This is a genomic window from Janthinobacterium sp. 75, assembly GCF_004365495.1.
Lineage (GTDB): Bacteria > Pseudomonadota > Gammaproteobacteria > Burkholderiales > Burkholderiaceae_D > Janthinobacterium.
Genome location: NZ_SORD01000001.1, coordinates 2,727,425 through 2,747,024, shown reverse-complemented (window position 1 = coordinate 2,747,024; position 19,600 = coordinate 2,727,425). Strand labels below are relative to the sequence as shown.

Below are 19,600 nucleotides of genomic sequence, written 5' to 3'. Positions count from 1 at the left end.
TTGCCTCTTAGCGGTCAATACTGCCGAACACGATATCTTGCGTCCCGATGATGGTCACGGCGTCGGCAAGCATGTGCCCACGCGCCATCTCGTCGAGCGACTGCAAGTGAGCGTAGTCTGGCGCGCGCAGTTTCATGCGGTACGGCTTGTTGGCGCCATCGGACACCAGGTACACGCCGAACTCGCCCTTCGGATGTTCCACGGCGCTGTAGGCCTCGCCTGGCGGCACGTGGAAACCTTCGGTAAACAGCTTGAAGTGGTGAATCAACGATTCCATGTTGGTCTTCATGTCGACGCGGCCCGGAGGCGCCACCTTGCGGTTGCTGGTCATGACAGGACCTTCATTGTTGCGCAGCCACTCCACGCATTGCTTGATGATGCGGTTCGACTGGCGCAGCTCTTCCACGCGGACCAGGTAGCGGTCGTAGCAATCGCCGTTGGTGCCGATAGGAATGTCGAAATCCATCAGGTCGTACACTTCGTACGGCTGTTTCTTGCGCAAGTCCCACTGCACGCCCGAGCCGCGCAGCATGGCGCCCGTAAAGCCCATGGCCAGCGCATCTTCCGGCGACACCACGCCGATGCCGACGGTACGCTGTTTCCAGATACGGTTGTCGGTCAGCAAGGTTTCGTACTCGTCCACGGAATTCGGGAAACGGCGCGCGAAGTCTTCGATGAAGTCCAGCAGGGAACCCTGGCGGTTTTCATTCAGCTTGGAAATCGCCTTGGCGTTGCGAATGATCGACGCCTTGTGCTGCGGCATTGCGTCCGGCAAGTCGCGGTACACGCCGCCCGGACGGTAGTAGGCTGCGTGCATGCGCGCGCCCGAGACTGCCTCGTAGGCGTCGAACAAGTCTTCGCGGTCGCGGAAGCAATACAGGAACGGGCCCATGGCGCCAACGTCCAGCGCGTGGGTGCCCAGCCACATCAGGTGATTCAGGATGCGCGTCATTTCGTCGAACATGACGCGGATGTATTGCGCGCGCAGCGGCACTTCCAGGCCCAGCATCTTTTCGATGGCCATCACGTACGCATGCTCATTGCACATCATCGACACATAGTCGAGACGGTCCATGTACGGCACGGATTGCAGATAGGTCTTTTGCTCGGCCAGCTTTTCGGTGGCGCGGTGCAACAGGCCGATATGCGGGTCGGCACGCTGGATGACTTCGCCATCCATCTCCAGCACCAGGCGCAGCACACCGTGCGCGGCCGGATGCTGTGGCCCAAAGTTCAGGGTGTAGTTCTTAATCTCAGCCATTATTTCATCCCGTAATGTTCTTCGCGGATCACGCGCGGCACGTTTTCCCGCGGCTCGATCGTCACGGGCTGGTAAATCACGCGCTTCTGTTCCGGATCGTAGCGCATCTCGACATAGCCGGAGACGGGGAAATCCTTGCGGAACGGATGGCCGATGAAACCGTAGTCGGTCAGCAGGCGGCGCAAGTCGTTGTGGCCTTCGAAGAGGATGCCCAGCAAGTCGAACGCTTCGCGCTCATACCAGTTGACGGCACGCCAGATGTTCACCACGGAGGGCAGCAGCGGCATGTCGTCGTCGGGTGCGAATACGCGCACGCGCACGCGCCAGTTGTGCTTAACCGACAGCAAGTGCGAGACGGCCGCAAAACGCAGGCCATCCCAGCTACCGTCGCCATAGGTCGAGTAGTCGACGCCACACAGGTCGAGCAATTGCTCGAAATGCAGGGTCGGATCGTCGCGCAAGGTCTGCATCACGGCCAGGTAGTCCTCGGCCTTGACGACCAGGGTGACTTCGCCCAGCGCAACCGTCGTGCTAACGCGATCGCCCAGGGCAGTGCCGAGGGCGTTTTGCAATACTTCTAAATGTGTTGTCATAATCTGAAGCGGCCCGGTTAGCGTGCGATCGTGCTGGTACGCTTGATCTTGTTCTGCAACTGCATGATGCCGTACAGCAAGGCTTCAGCGGTCGGAGGACAGCCAGGCACATACACGTCGACAGGCACGATGCGGTCGCAGCCGCGCACCACAGAATAGGAGTAATGGTAGTACCCGCCACCATTGGCGCAGGAACCCATCGAGATGACCCAGCGTGGCTCTGCCATCTGGTCGTAGACCTTGCGCAAGGCCGGCGCCATCTTGTTGCACAGGGTGCCGGCAACGATCATGACGTCGGACTGACGCGGCGACGGACGAAACACGACGCCGAAACGGTCCATATCGTAGCGGGCTGCGCCCACATGCATCATTTCGACCGCACAGCAGGCCAGACCGAACGTCATCGGGAACATAGACCCGGTGCGCGCCCAGTTGATCAGCTTGTCGGCCGAGGTGGTGATGAAACCTTCGCTTAATACGCCTTCAATAGCCATGGCTTATTCCCAGTCAAGGGCACCTTTCTTCCAAATGTACCAAAATCCGACCACGAATTCAGCGATGAACACCATCATCGTGACGAAACCGGCCCAACCCAGGTCGCGCATTGCAACGCCCCACGGGAAAAAGAATGCCGTTTCCAGATCGAACAAAATAAACAGGATTGCGACCAGATAGTAGCGCACATCAAATTTCATGCGCGCGTCTTCGAATGCTTCAAAGCCACATTCGTACGGGGAGAGTTTTGCTGCGTCAGGCTTGTTAGGACCTAACAGGCGCCCCAGGAGCTGGGGAGCGATACCGACACCAAGGCCGATAATAATAAACAGCAGGACGGGGAAGTAATTTTCGAGGTTCACGATTGATAAGCTTATATTGAACGATCGGTTAAATGAGGACGCTGCGATCATTTGCAGCGTATCTAACGCACGACCCCAATCAAAGCTAAGACCAGGATCGAACGACACATCCTCGTAAAAAAAGCCAGCAACTTTGTACGAGCCATGGCTCGTGCGCCGTTGCTGGCTTCTGATTTCTGGTGCCGACGACGAGACTCGAACTCGTACAGCTTTCGCCACTACCCCCTCAAGATAGCGTGTCTACCAATTTCACCACGTCGGCGGTAAGGCCCGTATTCTACTCTGCTTTGCCGCTAAAGTTAATGCACAAATGCATCAAAACACAGATAAAAACGATAAATTTTTACATCTTCCAGCGCGTCACGATTTTTTCCTGCCGCGCTGCTAAAACATTGAGCAATAATCTGCCCGTAATGAGAACTACTCTCGATGAGGTATCGAGATACTGCTCAGTGACGACACAATTACTTCGGAATCGCGCCTGCCGGAGTACTGGCAACCGGTGCCGCAGCTGCCGGAGCGCTGGCCGCTGGCGCTGCTGCAGATACCGTCGTCGGGATCGCGCCCGCACCGGTGACTGGCACTGGCTTGACGACCTTATCCATCACGCCGCCGCCGACAGTGGTGGCGCGCTGATTGGCCATCAGCGACAGGGCCAGGGTGGCGCCAAAGAAGATCGCGGCGGCAACGCCCGTCGACTTCGACATGAAGTTCGACGAACCCGTCGCACCGAACAGGCTGCCCGAGGCGCCCGAACCGAAGGCGGCACCCATGTCGGCGCCCTTGCCGTGCTGCAGCAACACCAGCGCGATAATCGACAATGCCGAAATAACCTGTACTACCACTACCAGATTGAACATCATGTTCATTGCAATTCCATTCTTAGTTTAAATTAATTCAATCAGCGGCGTGAATAATCGCCAGGAAATCCACCGCCTTCAATGCTGCACCACCGATCAGACCGCCATCGATATCCGGCATCGCCATCAATTCTTTTGCGTTCTCCGGCTTCATGCTGCCGCCGTACAGGATTTGCACGCCGGCCGCCGCTACCGCATTCTTTGCCGCCAGCTGGCCGCGCAATACCTGATGCACGTCCTGCGCCATTTGCGGCGTGGCTGTCTTGCCAGTGCCGATGGCCCAGACTGGCTCGTAGGCCAGCACCAGTTTCGCCACGTCGTCGGCGGAAATCGCCGCCAGCACGGCGCCCAACTGCTGCGCCACGACCGCGTCGGTCTGGCCCGCTTCGCGCTGCGCCAGCGTTTCGCCGATGCAAACGATAGGCGTAATGCCCGCCGCCAGCGCAGCTACCGTCTTGGCCGCCACCAGTGCATCGCTCTCGCCATGGTAGGCGCGGCGCTCGGAATGCCCGATCACCACATAGCTGCAGCCAAAATCCTGCAGCATCGCGACCGAGATTTCGCCCGTGTAGGCGCCGCTGGCGTGCGCGGACACATCCTGCGCGCCCCAACCAAGAGCCGTGCCTGCCAATTGCGTCTGGCACTGCGCCAGATACGGCGCGGGCACACAGACGGCGCTGGCGGCGCCAGAGGCAGCCAGGCCAGCCACTATTTCAGACAATAACACCGCGTTCGAGGTGCGACTGCCGTTCATTTTCCAATTTCCGACGACGAGTTTGCGACGCATAGTAGCCTAAATTCTAATAACCCGTCATTCTAACTCCGGCGTCGATGCCGGTCAAACAGGCAGTGCCCCGTTTCAGGCAACTTGCAACATGATCTTGCCTACATGCGTGCTCGCTTCCATCAAGGCATGCGCCTCGTTGGCTTTTTCCAATGGGAAGGTTTGATAGATCACAGGCTTGATCTTGCCCGCCTCGATCAGGGGCCAGACGGTCGAGCGCAGGTGGTTCGCGATGGCCGCCTTGAAGGCGACGGGACGGGGGCGCAGGGTCGAGCCGCTGACGCTCAGGCGGCGGCGCAGCACCTGCCCCAGGTCCAGGGTGGCCTTGCTGCCGCCCTGCACGGCGATCAAGCCGATGCGGCCATCGTCGGCCAGGCAATCGATCTCGCGCGGCAGGTAGTCGCCACCCACCATGTCGAGGATGACATCCACACCGCGGCCTGCCGTCAACTCCTTGACGACGGCAACGAAATCTTCCGTGCGGTAATTGATGCCCCGTTCGGCGCCCAGCGCCTCGCAGGCGCGCGCTTTTTCATCGCTGCCCGCCGTGGCGAACACGCGGTGACCGAGCGCGGCCGCCAATTGAATGGCCGCCACGCCAATGCCGGACGTGCCGCCCTGCACCAGCAAGGTTTCGCCGTCGGCCAGCGCGCAGCGATCGAACACATTGCTCCAGACGGTGAAGAAGTTTTCCGGCAGGGACGCGCCTTCCAGCGCCGTCAAGCCTTTGGGCAAAGGCAGGCATTGGCCGCTTGGGGCTGCGCAGTATTCGGCATAGCCGCCGCCCTGCACCAAGGCGCAGACCAGGTCGCCCTTCTTGAATACAGTGTCAGTAAAATCGCCATCGACGACTTCGCCAGCCACTTCCAGGCCCGGCAAGTCGGACGCGCCGGCGGGCGGCGCATACTTGCCCAGGCGCTGCAACACGTCGGGACGGTTGATGCCGGCCGCGTGCACCTTAATCAGCAGTTCGCCCGCCTTATAGTGCGGCATGGGACGTTCGGCGATCTGCAAAACGTCGGCGGGACCTGGCTGGCTGATGGCAACTGCACGCATGGCGGGACTCTTTCAAGGGAAAATGGCGATTGTACGCCAAGCCGCCAGCCCTTGCAGACGACCACTCCCCCTCAACCGGCGCCCGTCTTCGACTGGCGCGGCAAGGGCGTGCCCGGCTTCCATTTCGCCGACAGGGCCTGCCCCTCCTCGACTTGCTCATGCGTCATCTTGCGCACCACGGCGGCGCGCTGGTCGGCCGCATTTGCGTTGCCATTCGCGGCCGCCAGGTTCCACAGCATGTAGGCGATGACGTTGTCCTGCTGCACGCCGCCCATGTGGTAGCGATACATCAGGCCCAGCACCTGCTGCGCCTCCGCATGATTCTGCTCGGCAGCCTTGCGGAACCAGCCCACTGCCTGCTTGTGATCCTGCAGCACGGCATTGCCCGTGTAATACATGGCGCCCACCACATACTGGGCGTCAGCCTTGCCCTGCTCGGCCGCCTTGCGGTGCCAGAACATGGCTTGCTTGTAATCCTGCGGCAAGCCCCGTCCCATGTAATACATCAAGCCCAGCAAATGCTGGGCATCGGCGTTGCCCGTCTTTGCAAGGGGCAATATTTCCTTGTAGGCTAGCGCGTAATTCTTGTTGTTGTAAGCACTGGCGCCTTCGGCGAAACCAGCCCGCGCGGGTAGCTGTATCGTCAACAGCATGAGTAATGTAATGATCAGTTTTTTCATCGGAATGGGATGTGGTCTGACTACTTATTCTTGTCCTGCCAATAATATCTGCGGCAGGATGCTTTTACTTCCAGCTAACTTTGCCCAGGCCCTCGACGCTGACATCGCGGTTGGCCGGCTTGCCGTACACCACCACCGACCCGAGTCCGCTCAGGTTCAGCTTGGCATTCGTATGGGCATTCACCGTGGCATTGCCGAGGCCACTCAATTCCAGGTTGACGGCGTCCGCCTCGAATTGCTGCGCATTCAGGCTGCCCAGGCCGCCCAGGCTGGCTTTCAGGATGCGTCCGCGTCCGCCCAGCACTACCGAGCCGGCACCCTGCAAGTCCAGCTCCGCTTTGTCGTTATTGCCGATCCAGAGCTGCATGCTGCCCACGCCACCCAGGCTGGCATTGAGCTTGCGGTAGTCGCCCACCAGCTTGATGCTGCCCGCCCCTTCCAGCGACAGGGTCAGCTCCTCGCCCTTGAAACCGGTGATGTCGGTGCTGCCAAAGCCTTCCGAGCTCAGTTCGCGCAAGTTCGGCAAGACGAGGTCGGCGCGTATCGACGAGGGACCGATCTTGAAGCCGCGCACTTCCGTCTCGATGTGCAGGGTATCGCCGCTTTGCGCCGTGCTGACATCGGCGATGTAGCGCTTGTCGGCCGTGATGCTCAGCGAAGGCACGTTGCCCTGGCGAATGCGCACTTCCATCACGCCATCGAGCTTGACGCGTACCACGCGGGCGTCGATGTTGCGCATTTCCAGCAAGCGGGTCTCGGCGGCCGCGCCGCGCACCAGGCCCAGTGCCGCCAGGAACAGCAGCGCCAGTTGGAGTGTCTTTTTCATGTAATGCATCCTCGGTATCTTGTTTTTATCTGTCTGGCCGCCCGCCGGGGGCGCCCGCATTGCTCGCGCAGCACCACTGTAGCAGCGCGGAAAATTGCTGACAATCAATTATGCAAAACGGGATTTTTCCGCGGCACTGAGGCGCTTGGCCTTGATCACCACCACTTGCATGGCAGCCTTGTTCGCTGGCGCGGCCAGGGTGGCCGTGGAACTGGCCACTTGCAGGGCCGGGGCGGCCGGGGCAATGGCGTAGCAGCTGGCGCTGACCAGGATGGCGGCGGCAACGGCAATGACTTCCATGTTTTTAGCGACGTTCATGTTGTTCTCCTCGGGTGTCTGGCAGTGGGCTTGCGGTATGGTGTCACTATAGCCATACCGCCCCCGGCCAACACGCCGATTGCGACGAACTGCGCTTTTGGCAGGCTGACCTGACAAAAACGCGGATGAACGTGCCGAATAGGCGTCGCGAATCAACGTCGCGACTGCTGCGCGCTTAAAACTCTTCCCACTCGTCGGCGCCGGACTTCGCTGCCTTGACCGGCTTGCTCGGCGACAGCGCGCGGGCCGGCGCGCGCGGCGCTGGCGCCGCTGGCCTGGCCTTGAGGCGCGTCACGGGTGCGGACGCCGCGCTGGCGCCTGCATCTCCGAGGCGGAACATGCCGACGGCCTGCGCCAGGTCCACCGCCTGCTCCTGCAGGCTTTCCGCGGCGGCCGCTGCCTGCTCGACAAGGGCCGCGTTCTGTTGCGTCATGGTATCCATGTGCGTGACGGCCGTATTGATTTCGCCGATGCCGGCACTCTGTTCGCGGCTGGCCACCGTGATCTCGCTCATGATGGTCGTCAATTGCTGCACCGAGGCCACCACCTGATCCATGGTCTGGCCCGCTTCATCGACGAGCCTGCCGCCGGCGCCCACCTTTTCCACCGAGTCGCCGATCAATTCCTTGATTTCCTTGGCTGCCTGGCTCGAGCGTTGCGCCAGGTTGCGCACTTCGGACGCCACCACGGCAAAGCCCCTGCCCTGCTCGCCTGCGCGGGCCGCCTCGACGGCCGCATTCAAGGCCAGGATATTCGTCTGGAAAGCGATGCCATCGATCACGCCGATGATGTCGACGATCTTGCGCGAGCTTTCCTGGATGCCTGCCATGGTGCCCACCACCTGCTGCACGACGCGGCCACCCTTGGCCGCCACTTCCGAGGCGGACATGGCCAGCTCGTTGGCCGCATGCGCATTTTCCGCATTCTGCTTGACGGTCGAGGTCAGCTCATCCATCGAACTGGCCGTCTCTTCCAGCGCGCCCGCCTGCGCTTCCGTGCGCGAGGACAGGTCGGCATTACCGGCGGCAATGTCGGCTGACTCACTGCGCACCAGGGTGCTGATGCTGCGGATCTGCACCAGCACGGTGGCGATTTTCTCGACGAACAAATTGAAGGCCTTGGCGATCTGCGCTAGCTCATCCGCACCTTCCGCGTCGAGGCGGCTGGTCAGGTCGCCGTCGCCGGTGGCGATCGCTTCCATCGCATCGCGCACCAGGCCCAGGCGGCGCAAGGCGCGCGCTACCAGCACGCTCAGTGCCGCGGCGGCCAGGGCCAGCACCAGCAAGGCCGTCAGGGCCGAGGCGCGCAGCATGGAGCTCAGGGCTTGCGTGGCTTCCGCGCGATCGAGCACGGTAGCCAGCAGCCAGTCGCTGCCCGGCACCTTACTCACATGCAAGATACCTTCGCGCTCGCCAAGGCGAATGGCGGCACCGTCGCCGCTCTTTTCAATATTGCCCAGCGCCTGCGCGCTCAAGCCCGGGTCCAGCTCGGCCAGCGGCTTCAGGGTCAGCTTGCCGTCCGGGTGGGCGATGATCTTGCCGCCACCATCGACGAGGAAGGCGTAGCTGGACGCGGTTGGCTTGATCGAGGCGACATTTTGCACCACGGCATCCATCATCACGTCGGCCGCCATCACGCCCGTCACGCTGCCCTTGCCGCCCAGCGGCTCGGCAAACGTCACCACCAGCTTGCCCGTGCTGGCGCCGATATATGGCGCCGTGATGATGGGACCGCCCGACTCGGACGCCTGCTTGTACCAGGGCCGCGCCGTAGGATCGTAGTCGGCGGCGCGCTTGCGCTCCTGCGAAAAGACGGCATGCTTGTCGGCAAAGCCGATATACGCCATGTCAAACGTGCCAGCCTGCTCGGCCGCCTTCAGGGCCGGCAGCGGATCGGCCGCCGTGGCACCCTGCTTGAGCGAGCCCACGACGGCTTGCTTGGAGCGCAGCCATTCGGCGATGGCTGCCGCATGGCTGTGCGACAACTGCAGCATCTGCGTATCGAGCGCGGCAAGGGTGCTTGAGCGCGTGGTATAGAAATTGGCGATGGCGACGGCCAGCATGGCCAGCACGACGGTGGAAACGGCGATGGCGATCAGCCGCGCCTTAAGGGAGGACAACATGGTGCATCCAATAAAAAAGGGGAAATCGGGAGGGATGCGCCATGGTCGATGAATAAGATTTTGTCGTCAAGTAATACTGACTCTCAATTACCCATAAACAACAATTGATACCGTCTATTAACTACATATCAACTACATCTCGCCGCGCAGCTTGCGCAAGGCGGGCGATTCGCCGCCCGTGGCTTCGATGCGGAAACGGGCAAACGCCTGCTCCAGCTCGGGGTAACGGCGCTGGCTGCCTTCGTTAAAGTAGCGCCCGCCCGGGATATCGCCCCATGGCAGGGGCGCATTCAAGGCGCCAGCAGCCACCTGCGCCTGCGCCAGCATGGATGTGGATGTGGATGTGACGGCGATAGAGATGGGCAGCAGCACCGGCGTGGGTACGATGTCCAGCCCGCATAGGGTGCGCATGCTGCATCTCCCTGGAAGACGCGTTCAGGGGAAGGTCCCATCCCGAATCGACAAGGCGCGGCAGCGGCCGATACGCGCTGGATCAAGGCCGGCGCACATGTCGGCACACACCTTCGATACAGCGCAAACGCGGCGCATAAAAAAAACCGCCAGGGCTTGCGCACTGGCGGTTTTTGAGCATGCGGCCGAGGCCGCACTCAGGCTAACTTAAGCGGCTGGCGCTTCGTTGCCTTCAGCAGCTTTCATCGACAGCTTCAGACGGCCGCGGTCGTCCGTTTCCAGGACCTTGACGCGAACCAGCTGGCCTTCTTTCAGGTAATCGGCCACGGCATTGACGCGCTCGTTGGCGATCTGCGAAATGTGCAGCAAGCCGTCTTTGCCTGGCATGACTTGCACGATGGCGCCGAAGTCCAGCAGTTTCAGCACGGTGCCTTCGTAGGTCTTGCCCACTTCGACGGAAGCGGTCAGTTCTTCGATGCGGCGCTTGGCTTCCTGGCCGGCAGCAGCGTCGACGGAAGCGATGGTGACCACGCCTTCGTCGCTGATGTCGATCTGGGTGCCCGTCTCTTCGGTCAGCGCGCGAATCACGGCGCCGCCCTTGCCGATCACGTCACGGATTTTTTCCGGGTTGATCTTGATGGTGATCAGACGCGGTGCGAAATCGGACAGTTCGGTTTTGACGTGCGGCATGGCTTTTTGCATTTCGCCCAGGATGTGCTCGCGGCCTTCCTTGGCTTGCGCCAGTGCCACTTGCATGATTTCCTTGGTGATGCCCATGATCTTGATGTCCATCTGCAGCGCCGTGATACCGTTGCGGGTACCGGCTACCTTGAAGTCCATGTCGCCCAGGTGATCTTCGTCGCCCAGGATGTCGGACAGCACGGCAAACTTGCCGCCTTCCTTGATCAGGCCCATGGCGATACCAGCCACGTGTTCTTTCATCGGCACGCCGGCGTCCATCAGTGCCAGGCAACCGCCGCAGACGGAAGCCATCGACGAGGAACCGTTCGATTCCGTGATTTCCGATACCAGACGCACCGAGTAGCTGAACTCTTCAGCTGCTGGCAGGGCGGCGATCAGCGCGCGCTTGGCCAGGCGGCCGTGGCCGATTTCGCGGCGCTTAGGCGTACCGACACGGCCCGTTTCGCCGGTGGCGAACGGAGGCATGTTGTAATGCAGCATGAACGAATCGGTGAACTCGCCCATCAGCGCATCGATCTTCTGGCTGTCGCGGGCGGTGCCCAGGGTGGCGACGACCAGCGCCTGTGTTTCGCCGCGCGTGAACAGGGCCGAACCGTGGGTGCGTGGCAACACGCTGGTGCGGATCGAGATCGGACGCACGGTGCGCGTGTCGCGGCCGTCAATGCGTGGCTCACCGTCCAGGATTTGCGTACGCACGATTTTCGCTTCGATGTCGAACAGGATGTTGTTGACTTCTGCGCTATCGATGGAAGCGCCGCCGGCAGCAGCCGCTTCAGCCGACAGGTCGGCGATCACTTCCGACGTCGCTGCTTTCAGCTTGGCCGTACGCTCTTGCTTGTCCTTGGTTTGATACGCGTCATTGATCTTGGCGTTGGCGAAATGCGCGACGCGGGCGATCAGTGCTTCGTTTTTCGGCGCAGGCGCCCATTCCACTTCCGGCTTGCCGCCGTCACGCACCAGGTCGTGAATCGCGTCGATGACGACTTTCATCTGGTCGTGGCCGAAGACCACGGCGCCCAGCATGATTTCTTCGGACAGCTGTTTCGCTTCCGATTCGACCATCAGCACGGCCGTTTCGGTACCGGCGACCACCAGGTCCATTTCCGACGTCTTCAGTTGCTGAACGGTTGGGTTCAGGATGTACTGGCCATTGGCGTAACCGACGCGCGCAGCGCCGATAGGGCCGTTGAAAGGCACGCCCGATACGCACAGGGCAGCCGATGCGCCGATCATGGCGGCGATGTCCGGATCGATTTCCGGGTTGACCGACAGCACGTGAATGATAACTTGCACTTCATTCAGGTAGCCTTCCGGGAACAGCGGACGGATAGGACGGTCGATCAAACGGGATGTCAGTGTTTCTTTTTCGGAAGGACGGCCTTCGCGCTTGAAAAAACCGCCCGGGATTTTACCGGCAGCATAGGTTTTTTCAACATAATCAACCGTCAAAGGGAAGAAATCCTGGCCTGGCTTGGCATCTTTGCGTGCCACTACCGTTGCCAGAACGACGGTATCTTCGATCGACACCAGCACTGCGCCGGATGCCTGACGTGCGATCTCGCCGGTTTCCAGGGTCACTTGGTGTTGACCGTACTGGAAGGTTTTCGTAACTTTGTTAAACATGGGGTATCCCTTTTCTAATTGCCGACAGATTTTCAGGGGCTGTCGTTCACCTCACCACAGGCGGCGCAAACATCGTTGCCGCCTTTACCACTTTACTTTTAAAACATGATATCGGTAGAGAATACTGCACTTACCGACATAAATCAGGAATTCAAATGACAAAATGCCCGCGTCAGCGAACTGGCGCAGGCATTTCTGTATAAACCTTGTACGGCAAAAATTACTTGCGCAGACCAAGTTTAGCGATCAGGTCGCGATAACGGGTAGCGTCTTTAGCCTTCAGGTAGGACAACAGGCTCTTACGACGGTTGACCATCATGATCAGGCCGCGGCGGGAGTGGTGATCTTTCGAGTGGGCTTTGAAGTGGCCGTTCAGTTCGTTGATGCGAGCTGTCAGCAGTGCAACTTGCACTTCAGGGGAGCCGGTGTCGTTTTGACCACGTGCGTTGTCCGCGATGATAGCGGCTTTGTTGATGTTTTCTACTGTCATGATAAACCTTTCACATGCGGTGCACAGAGTCTGAACCCTATCCACCGTGAACTACGATTATTAAAATACTGGTCTATGCTTACAACCAGACGCGCAAGTATATCGGAAAAATGCCCGCCTGTATCCTGCCGTGCAGCCTTTTCTCGGCGCATGATAGGATTTTCCTGCATTTGAGGAGCATAAACATGAAAACCATACTCAAATTAGCAACACCTGTGCTGCTTGCCGTGCTCGCGGGCTGTTCCAGCCTGGGCGGCCCGCCGCCGCAGCCGGGCGAACCGCGCACCGCAGTGGAAGCGCGCCTGGGCCGGCCGACTGCCATTTACCAGCTGCCCACGGGGCCGGAACTGGAATACGCGACGGGGCCGTACGGCCAGTACACCTACATGGCGCGCTTCGGCCCGGATGACAAGCTCATTTCCTACGAGCAAGTGCTCGACACGCCAGGCTTTGCCCGGGTCAAGGTGGGCTTGTCGACCCAGCAGGACGTGCTGCAACTGCTGGGCCGCCCGACGGAAAAATCCTATCTGTCCATCCCTAAACTGGTCGTCTGGTCTTACCGCTACAAGGAATCGGGCGCCTGGGATTCCATGATGCACGTGCACTTCGACCACGACGGCATCGTGCGCATGATGATGAACGGCCCCGATCCGGACAAGGAGGAGCGGCGCTCTTTCTGGTGACAGATTGCTAGCGTAACGACGTCCTTTACTACGGCTGCGGATCGATGCGCTCATCCTTGGCATGTAACTTGTTCAGCGCCGACAAATACGCCTTGGCCGACGCGACGATGATGTCCGGATCCGCACCCACGCCGTTGACGATACGCCCGTCGCGTGAGAGGCGCATCGTCACCTCGCCCTGCGACTGCGTGCCCGTACTGATGGCATTCACGGAAAACAAGACCAGCTCCGCGCCACTGGCGGCCGCGCTTTCGATGGCATTGACGGTAGCATCGACGGGACCGTCACCCTGCCCTTCGCAGCTGCGCTGCACGCCGCCGACGAGAAATTCCACGCGCGCATGAGGCACGGCGCCCGTCGTCGACTGCTGCGCCAGGGAAATGAAACGGTAGTGCTCACTCTCCTGCGCCTGCTGTTCCTCGCTGACGAGGGCCATGATGTCTTCGTCGAAAATCTCGGATTTCCGATCGGCCAGCTCCTTGAAACGCAGGAAGGCAGCGTTGACTTCCGCTTCCGATTCGAGCGCGATGCCCAGCTCGTGCAGCCGCTGCTTGAAGGCATTGCGGCCCGACAGCTTGCCGAGAACAATCTTGTTGGCCGTCCAGCCCACGTCTTCGGCACGCATGATTTCATACGTCTCGCGCGCTTTCAATATGCCATCCTGGTGGATGCCCGACGCGTGCGCAAAGGCGTTCGCGCCCACCACCGCCTTGTTCGGCTGCACGGCAAAGCCCGTAATTTGCGACACCATTTTTGACGCCGCCACGATTTGCGTCGTATCGATGCCTACCGTCAAGTTGTAATAGGCAGCGCGCGTGCGCAGCGCCATCACCACTTCTTCCAGTGCCGTGTTGCCGGCCCGCTCGCCGAGGCCATTGACCGTGCATTCGATCTGCCGCGCGCCGCCTATCATGACGCCGGCCAGCGAATTGGCGACTGCCAGGCCCAGGTCGTTATGACAATGGACAGACCAGATGGCTTTATCGGAATTCGGTATGCGTTCGCGCAAGCGCTTGATGGTATTGCCGAAGATTTCAGGCACGGCGTAGCCCACCGTATCGGGGAAATTGATGGTCGTGGCGCCCTCGGCGATCACGGCTTCCAGCACACGGCACAGGAAATCCTCATCGGAGCGGCTGCCGTCTTCGGGACTGAATTCAATATCGTCCGTGAACTGGCGCGCGTAGCGCACGGCGTTCTGCGCCTGCAGCAAGACTTCCTCGGGCGTCATGCGCAGCTTCATCTGCATGTGCAGGGGCGAAGTGGCAATGAAAGTGTGAATGCGCTTGCGCTCGGCCGGTTGCAGGGCTTCGGCGGCGCGGGCGATGTCGCGGTCGTTGGCGCGCGACAGCGAGCAGATGGTCGATTCGCGCACGGCGCCGGCAATCGCCCGTATCGACTCGAAGTCGCCCTGCGAAGCGGCGGCGAAGCCCGCCTCGATCACATCGACCTTCATGCGTTCGAGCTGCTTGGCGATGCGCAGCTTTTCCTCGCGCGTCATGGAAGCGCCCGGCGATTGCTCGCCGTCGCGCAAGGTGGTGTCAAAAATGATGAGTCGGTTGCTGGTGCTCATGGCTGCTCCTGGCTGGCTGAAGACTGGCGACGCTACCGACTCTGCGCATCAATGCTCGGGGTCGGTCTGAATGATGCTGACGGGCTTGCCCTTCGCCATGCGCCAGAAGAACACGGCGTAGCCGGACAGGCCATAGGCGACGAAAATCGGGAACAGCACTTTCGGCGGGTCGATGGAAATGAGCGCGAAGAACAATGCCAGCAGGAATACCACGATGAAGGGCACGGACTTGCGGAAATTCACATCCTTGAAGCTGTAGAACGGCACGTTGGTGACCATGGTCAGGCCCGAGAACAGGGCGATCGTCCACGATACCCAGGCCAGCTGGTTGCCGGCAAATTCCAGGTCATTCATCAGCAGGATGAAGCCGGCCACCATGGCTGCGGCTGCCGGGCTGGGCAAGCCCTGGAAGAAGCGCTTGTCGACCACGGCGATATTCGTGTTGAAGCGGGCCAGTCGCAAGGCGGCACCGGCGCAATACACGAAGGCGGCCAGCCAGCCCAGCTTGCCCATGCCGCGCAGCGACCATTCGTAGATCACCAGCGCCGGCGCGGCGCCAAACGACACCATGTCGGACAGGCTGTCGTACTGGGCGCCGAATTCGCTCTGCGTATTCGTCAGGCGCGCAATGCGGCCGTCCAGACCATCGAGGATCATGGCGATGAAGATGGCCCAGGCCGCGTGTTCGAATTTCTGGTTCATGGCCATGACGATGGCGTAGAAACCGCAAAACAGGGCTGCCGTCGTAAAGGCATTCGGCAACAGATAGATGCCGCGGCGACGCAAGGTTTTCTTGCCAGTGCCATCGCTCACCGGCTGGCGCACGAATTTGCTGAAGCGGGACGCTTTGGATACTGCGGGGGTGCCGTTCTTGCCTCTACGACGGGGGAAGTTTGCCATGTTGTTCCATATCTTGTGTACTGCGGGGGATTCGGTGCCAGATGGCAGGCGCATTCGTCTTGCGGCATGCGCCTGCCGATGTTGCCATTATAGAGGAGCCACCGCCAAAGAAAAGCGCGGCGGCGTCAAGCTGGCAATATTGACGCCTGTTCAAGCATCATTTGAACTTGACCTTCGCCACCAGGCCCATGTTCAGGGTCGTTTCGCCCGGCTCGAAGCTCGGTTCGGCCACCTGGTTGCCGCCGTAGCCCATGGAGTCTGCACTCATGTTGCGCGCGCCGGCCACGCTGACGCGCTGGGCGTAATTGCCCGAGCCTTCGAAATCGATGGTATCAATCACGGCGTCATTGACATTGCGGCCCATGGCGCCGGCGATGGCGGCCACGCGCTCATTCAGGTTCTTGTAGGCGGCGGCGATGCGCTGGTCATCGAGCTTGCGGACCGTGGCGGGCGCCAGGCCGAAGTTCAAACGGTTCAGGGTCAGTACGCCTTGCGCTGCGGAAACGGTTTTCGGCAAGGCGGCCAGGTTCGTCGTCGTCACCTGCAAGTACTGGCCCACTCTCCAGCCGGTCGGCACTCTTGGCTTGGCGGCGACGCCCGGCGGCAGGGGCGCCGCTTCCGGGTACACGGCATACGTGTAGTAGCCCTGGGTCTTCAGCACGGCTTGCGGGTCGGCTTTCTTGACGATGGCCGCGCCCTGGTTCATCTTCTGGTTGACGCGCGAGGCGGCGGCGGCCTTGTCCTTGTCCTGCTCTTCGATGGCGAGGGTGACGGTCACCTGGTCATTCGCATGCACCACTTCGCCGTTGGCGGGCACCACGACGAGGGTGCCGGAAGTGGGCAGGCTTTGCGCTTGGGCGGACAGGGCAACGGTAACGGCGGCGGCAGCCAGCATAGCTTTCATGACGGTCATGGTGTTCTCCTGGAAAATAATGGGGCAAAAACGCGCATGGGGCCAGCAGCCCCATGATTTTTACAACATGCTAATGTGGAAATATTTCCACGCTGGCGTGCTTACTTGAACTTGACCTTGCCGACGACGCGCATGTCGAGGGTGGTCTCGCCCGGCTCGAAGCTTGGCTCGGCCACGACGCTGTCTTCGGCCATCTTGGCGCTGCGCATCATCATCGGTGCGGCGGCAGGACGGCTTTCGTTGGCATAGTTGCCCGAACCTTCAAAGTCCACCGTATCGAGCACGGCGTCGGACACGTTGCGGCCCATGGCCTTGGCGATGGCGGCCACGCGCTCATTCAGATTTTTGTAGGTAGCGGCGATGCGCTGGTCGTCCAGCAGGCGGATGGTTTCCGGCTTCAGGCCGAAATTCAAGCCATTCAGGGTCAGCACGCCTTGCGCCGCCGACACGGTTTTTGGCAAGGACGCCAGATTGGCCGTTGTCACTTCCAGGTACTGGCCGACTCTCCAGGCCGTTGGCAAACGTGGCTTGGCGACGGCGCCGGCTGGCAATGGACGCTCTTCCGGGTACACAGGATAAGTGTAGTAACCGTACGATTTCAGTGCCGCCGACGGATCGGCCTGCTTGACGATGGCGATACCCTTGTTCATCTTCTGGTTCACGCGCGACGCAGCGGCAGCCTTGTCCTTGTCCTGTTCTTCGATGGCCAGGGTAGCGACCACCTGGTCATTGACATGCTTGACTTCGCCAAATGCGGGTACGACCACCAGGGTGCCGTTGGTTGGCAGGGATTGGGCTTGCGCGCTCAGGGCAACGGTGGCTGCGGCGGCAACAAGGACGGATTTCATCACGGTCATGAAGGTACTCCTAGGTAGTTAATATGGCTGACAGCAGGCAGTGGGGCATGCACTGCACGCCCCCATTTCGCCTGAGAAACTTGTCAAACTGTGTAGATTCTAACGCCTCATTCGTTCCCGTGGCGCAAATTAACAAATCGTCACAAAATGTGTCTGCCAGTCACATCTGCTCACATTTCAACACACCATCATTCAAAATAACAGCGTTATTAGTGGCCCAGCACCGCGCCGCCACTGCGCCGGCCCGGCTTGAAACTGTGGCGGTGCGCGCACCAGGCGATAGTCAATGCCACCAGCAGCAAGGCCAGCATGGCCCAAGGGAACGACGCCGCGCCATAGCCGTCGAGCAACATGCCGCCCGCCAGGCCGCCGCCCGCGATGGCCACGTTCCAGATGGTCGCCACCATCGCCTGCGCCACATCCATGCCGTCGCCGGCTGCGTCCGCCGACGCCGTCTGCAGCAAGGTGCCGGCGCCGCCGAAGGTGACACCCCAGATGCCCATGCTGATATAGATGACGGCGGGCGAGTCCATCGCCAGTCCCAGCGCGACCATCACGAGGGCAAAGGCGGCGATGCAGCCCAGCACGAGCGGGCGCAGCCAGCGGTCGATCAGCTGGCTGACCAGCCAGATGCCGGCCAGTGAACCCAGACCATATACGAGCAGCACCAGGTCGACGCGGGGGCGCAAGCCGGACGGCGCCAGGAACGGTGCGATATACGTATATAAAATGTTATGCGCCAGCATCCAGGCGACGATGACCGCCAAAATAGGCCGCACGCCCGGCGTCATGAACACGGCACGTATCGACAGGCGTTCGCCATTCTTTTGCCCAGGGTAATCGGGCACAACCAGCAGCACCCACGCGACCAGCACCACGGCCAGGCCGGACATGATGCCAAAGATGCTGCGCCAGCCCAGCACACCACCCATCAAGGTACCCAGCGGCACGCCCAGCGACAGCGCCAGCGGCGTGCCTATCATGGCAATGGCCATCGCCCTGCCCTGCTGCTCGACGGACACCATGCGGCGCGCGTAGCCAGCCATCAAGCCCCAGGCCAGCCCGGCGGCCATGCCAGTGATGAAGCGCGAGACCAGGGCGACAATATAGTTGGGCGACAGGGCCGTCGCCGTATTGAAGATCAAAAAGCCGATGATGGCCAGCAGCAAGACATTTCGCCGGCGCCAGCCGCTCGTCAGGGCCGTCAGGGGAATGGCGGTCAGGATCGAGCCGATGGCGTAGACGGTCACCAGCTGGCCGGTCATGACTTCGGAAATATGAAGATCCCGGGCAATCTGCGGCAGCAGGCCGGCCGGCAGGGTTTCCGACAGGAGGGCGAGAAACGCCGTCATGGCCAGGGCCAGCAAGGCCAGGATGGGAAGCCGTTCGGAAACGGAAGATTCGGCAGTGCCCGGCATGGGTACTGTCGTGGTAATGCGGTCGGTCATAGGGGTCCTTCAGGATGCGCAAGCGGCTGATCAACTAGCGCCTGGCGTGCTACAAAAGCGGTGATGCGCGTTGCGGTCGGCAGATACCGAAACAGATGCAGTCCATAGGAAACTGCAAAGGAAGGGCGGAATTATAGCGCAAACGCACCAAAAGCGTGCACACAAGAACAGCCGCCCTCAAGCTGGCGTCATGCAGGCATCATTGGCCGCCTTGCGTGGCGAAAACCAGGCATTCGATTTCGGACTGAACAGGAAGGCGCAGATGACGACGAACGTGAGCACGCCAGGCAGGACACTCATCTTGAGTGGCACGGTCGCCAGACTGAGCGCAATGTCGATCACGCCCCACACCAGATAAACAGTGCGCGCGCCACGCTGCCGTTGCAGCATGGCCAGCGCTGCCACCAGGGTGATGCCCAGGCTGGCGAACAACATCGCGTACTGCACCTCGGCGGAAATCGCGCTGCGTTCCATCCAGGCCAGCATGGCGGGATCGTCACGGCCAAGGTAAGCAGACACCAGGGATGACAGCGAGCCGAAGATCAGAAACCAGCAGCTGATGGCAACCGAGACGGGGCGCTTGATCAGATGAAGATTTCCAACGAAAACTTTAGAAAAAACAAGCATGGTGCTGGCGGTATTT

The 19,600-nt window shown here is 60.8% G+C and carries 21 protein-coding genes and 1 tRNA gene; 1 reads left to right on the top strand and 21 read right to left on the bottom strand.

The features are described 5' to 3' along the window. Positions 1–7: 7 nt before the first annotated feature. The 15 genes from C8C89_RS12510 to rpsO form a co-directional block, all read right to left on the bottom strand. Positions 8–1,261 (bottom strand): NADH-quinone oxidoreductase subunit D, encoded by a 1,254-nt coding sequence (locus C8C89_RS12510; RefSeq protein ID WP_010399731.1) that lies wholly within the window; start codon positions 1,259–1,261, stop codon positions 8–10. Beyond that, positions 1,261–1,854, bottom strand: coding sequence for an NADH-quinone oxidoreductase subunit C (locus C8C89_RS12505; protein ID WP_101482092.1), 594 nt, complete (start codon positions 1,852–1,854; stop codon positions 1,261–1,263). Before C8C89_RS12505 ends, C8C89_RS12510 begins: the two co-directional genes overlap by 1 nt. 17 nt (positions 1,855–1,871) lie before the next feature. Beyond that, positions 1,872–2,348 carry an NADH-quinone oxidoreductase subunit B gene (locus tag C8C89_RS12500; protein ID WP_010399733.1) on the bottom strand — a complete coding sequence of 159 codons (477 nt, stop codon included), beginning with the start codon at positions 2,346–2,348 and terminating at the stop codon, positions 1,872–1,874. A 3-nt stretch (positions 2,349–2,351) separates the two neighbouring features. Further along, positions 2,352–2,711: an NADH-quinone oxidoreductase subunit A gene (locus C8C89_RS12495; protein ID WP_010399734.1), complete on the bottom strand. Its 360-nt coding sequence runs from the start codon at positions 2,709–2,711 to the stop codon at positions 2,352–2,354. Positions 2,712–2,888: 177 nt separating this feature from the next. Then, a tRNA-Leu gene (locus C8C89_RS12490) sits at positions 2,889–2,973 on the bottom strand. A 202-nt stretch (positions 2,974–3,175) separates the two neighbouring features. Continuing rightward, positions 3,176–3,580, bottom strand: coding sequence for a preprotein translocase subunit SecG (gene secG / locus C8C89_RS12485; protein WP_133990141.1), 405 nt, complete (start codon positions 3,578–3,580; stop codon positions 3,176–3,178). 28 nt (positions 3,581–3,608) lie between these two features. After that, entirely contained in the window at positions 3,609–4,358 is a 750-nt protein-coding gene (gene tpiA / locus C8C89_RS12480; RefSeq protein WP_101482094.1) for a triose-phosphate isomerase, read from the bottom strand. Positions 4,359–4,430: 72 nt separating this feature from the next. Next, complete coding sequence (locus C8C89_RS12475; RefSeq protein WP_101482095.1) at positions 4,431–5,411, bottom strand: NAD(P)H-quinone oxidoreductase; 981 nt, start codon at positions 5,409–5,411, stop codon at positions 4,431–4,433. A gap of 71 nt (positions 5,412–5,482) precedes the next feature. Then, complete coding sequence (locus C8C89_RS12470; protein WP_077407077.1) at positions 5,483–6,091, bottom strand: tetratricopeptide repeat protein; 609 nt, start codon at positions 6,089–6,091, stop codon at positions 5,483–5,485. A 64-nt stretch (positions 6,092–6,155) separates the two neighbouring features. Further along, complete coding sequence (locus C8C89_RS12465; RefSeq protein ID WP_101482097.1) at positions 6,156–6,917, bottom strand: DUF2807 domain-containing protein; 762 nt, start codon at positions 6,915–6,917, stop codon at positions 6,156–6,158. Positions 6,918–7,025: 108 nt separating this feature from the next. Further along, the gene (locus C8C89_RS12460; protein ID WP_101482098.1) at positions 7,026–7,235 is read right to left on the bottom strand and encodes a hypothetical protein; all 210 of its coding nucleotides are present in this window, start codon (positions 7,233–7,235) and stop codon (positions 7,026–7,028) included. 175 nt (positions 7,236–7,410) lie between these two features. Continuing rightward, positions 7,411–9,357 carry a methyl-accepting chemotaxis protein gene (locus C8C89_RS12455; protein WP_166674720.1) on the bottom strand — a complete coding sequence of 649 codons (1,947 nt, stop codon included), beginning with the start codon at positions 9,355–9,357 and terminating at the stop codon, positions 7,411–7,413. Positions 9,358–9,489: 132 nt separating this feature from the next. After that, on the bottom strand, positions 9,490–9,768 hold the full coding sequence (locus tag C8C89_RS12450; protein ID WP_133990139.1) for a hypothetical protein: 279 nt from the start codon (positions 9,766–9,768) through the stop codon (positions 9,490–9,492). Between the two features lie 207 nt (positions 9,769–9,975). Beyond that, complete coding sequence (gene pnp, locus C8C89_RS12445) at positions 9,976–12,093, bottom strand: polyribonucleotide nucleotidyltransferase (protein ID WP_010399742.1); 2,118 nt, start codon at positions 12,091–12,093, stop codon at positions 9,976–9,978. A gap of 220 nt (positions 12,094–12,313) precedes the next feature. Beyond that, on the bottom strand, positions 12,314–12,583 hold the full coding sequence (gene rpsO, locus C8C89_RS12440; RefSeq protein ID WP_010399743.1) for a 30S ribosomal protein S15: 270 nt from the start codon (positions 12,581–12,583) through the stop codon (positions 12,314–12,316). A 185-nt stretch (positions 12,584–12,768) separates the two neighbouring features. Between rpsO and bamE the strand changes: the two genes are divergently transcribed. Then, a complete protein-coding gene (gene bamE / locus C8C89_RS12435; protein WP_133990138.1) occupies positions 12,769–13,266 on the top strand; it encodes an outer membrane protein assembly factor BamE in 498 nt (165 codons plus the stop codon). 28 nt (positions 13,267–13,294) lie between these two features. On the opposite strand, the gene C8C89_RS12430 is transcribed toward bamE, so the two are convergent. From C8C89_RS12430 to C8C89_RS12405, 6 genes are all read right to left on the bottom strand, one after another. Beyond that, positions 13,295–14,839 (bottom strand): 2-isopropylmalate synthase, encoded by a 1,545-nt coding sequence (locus C8C89_RS12430; protein ID WP_101482101.1) that lies wholly within the window; start codon positions 14,837–14,839, stop codon positions 13,295–13,297. A 48-nt stretch (positions 14,840–14,887) separates the two neighbouring features. After that, a complete protein-coding gene (gene pssA / locus C8C89_RS12425; RefSeq protein ID WP_070255639.1) occupies positions 14,888–15,739 on the bottom strand; it encodes a CDP-diacylglycerol--serine O-phosphatidyltransferase in 852 nt (283 codons plus the stop codon). Between the two features lie 157 nt (positions 15,740–15,896). Continuing rightward, positions 15,897–16,652, bottom strand: coding sequence for an SIMPL domain-containing protein (locus C8C89_RS12420; RefSeq protein WP_133990136.1), 756 nt, complete (start codon positions 16,650–16,652; stop codon positions 15,897–15,899). A 101-nt stretch (positions 16,653–16,753) separates the two neighbouring features. After that, a complete protein-coding gene (locus tag C8C89_RS12415; RefSeq protein ID WP_101482103.1) occupies positions 16,754–17,509 on the bottom strand; it encodes an SIMPL domain-containing protein in 756 nt (251 codons plus the stop codon). A gap of 209 nt (positions 17,510–17,718) precedes the next feature. Continuing rightward, positions 17,719–18,957, bottom strand: coding sequence for an MFS transporter (locus tag C8C89_RS12410; RefSeq protein ID WP_133990129.1), 1,239 nt, complete (start codon positions 18,955–18,957; stop codon positions 17,719–17,721). Between the two features lie 177 nt (positions 18,958–19,134). Beyond that, complete coding sequence (locus tag C8C89_RS12405) at positions 19,135–19,584, bottom strand: hypothetical protein (RefSeq protein ID WP_133990127.1); 450 nt, start codon at positions 19,582–19,584, stop codon at positions 19,135–19,137. Positions 19,585–19,600: the final 16 nt, after the last annotated feature.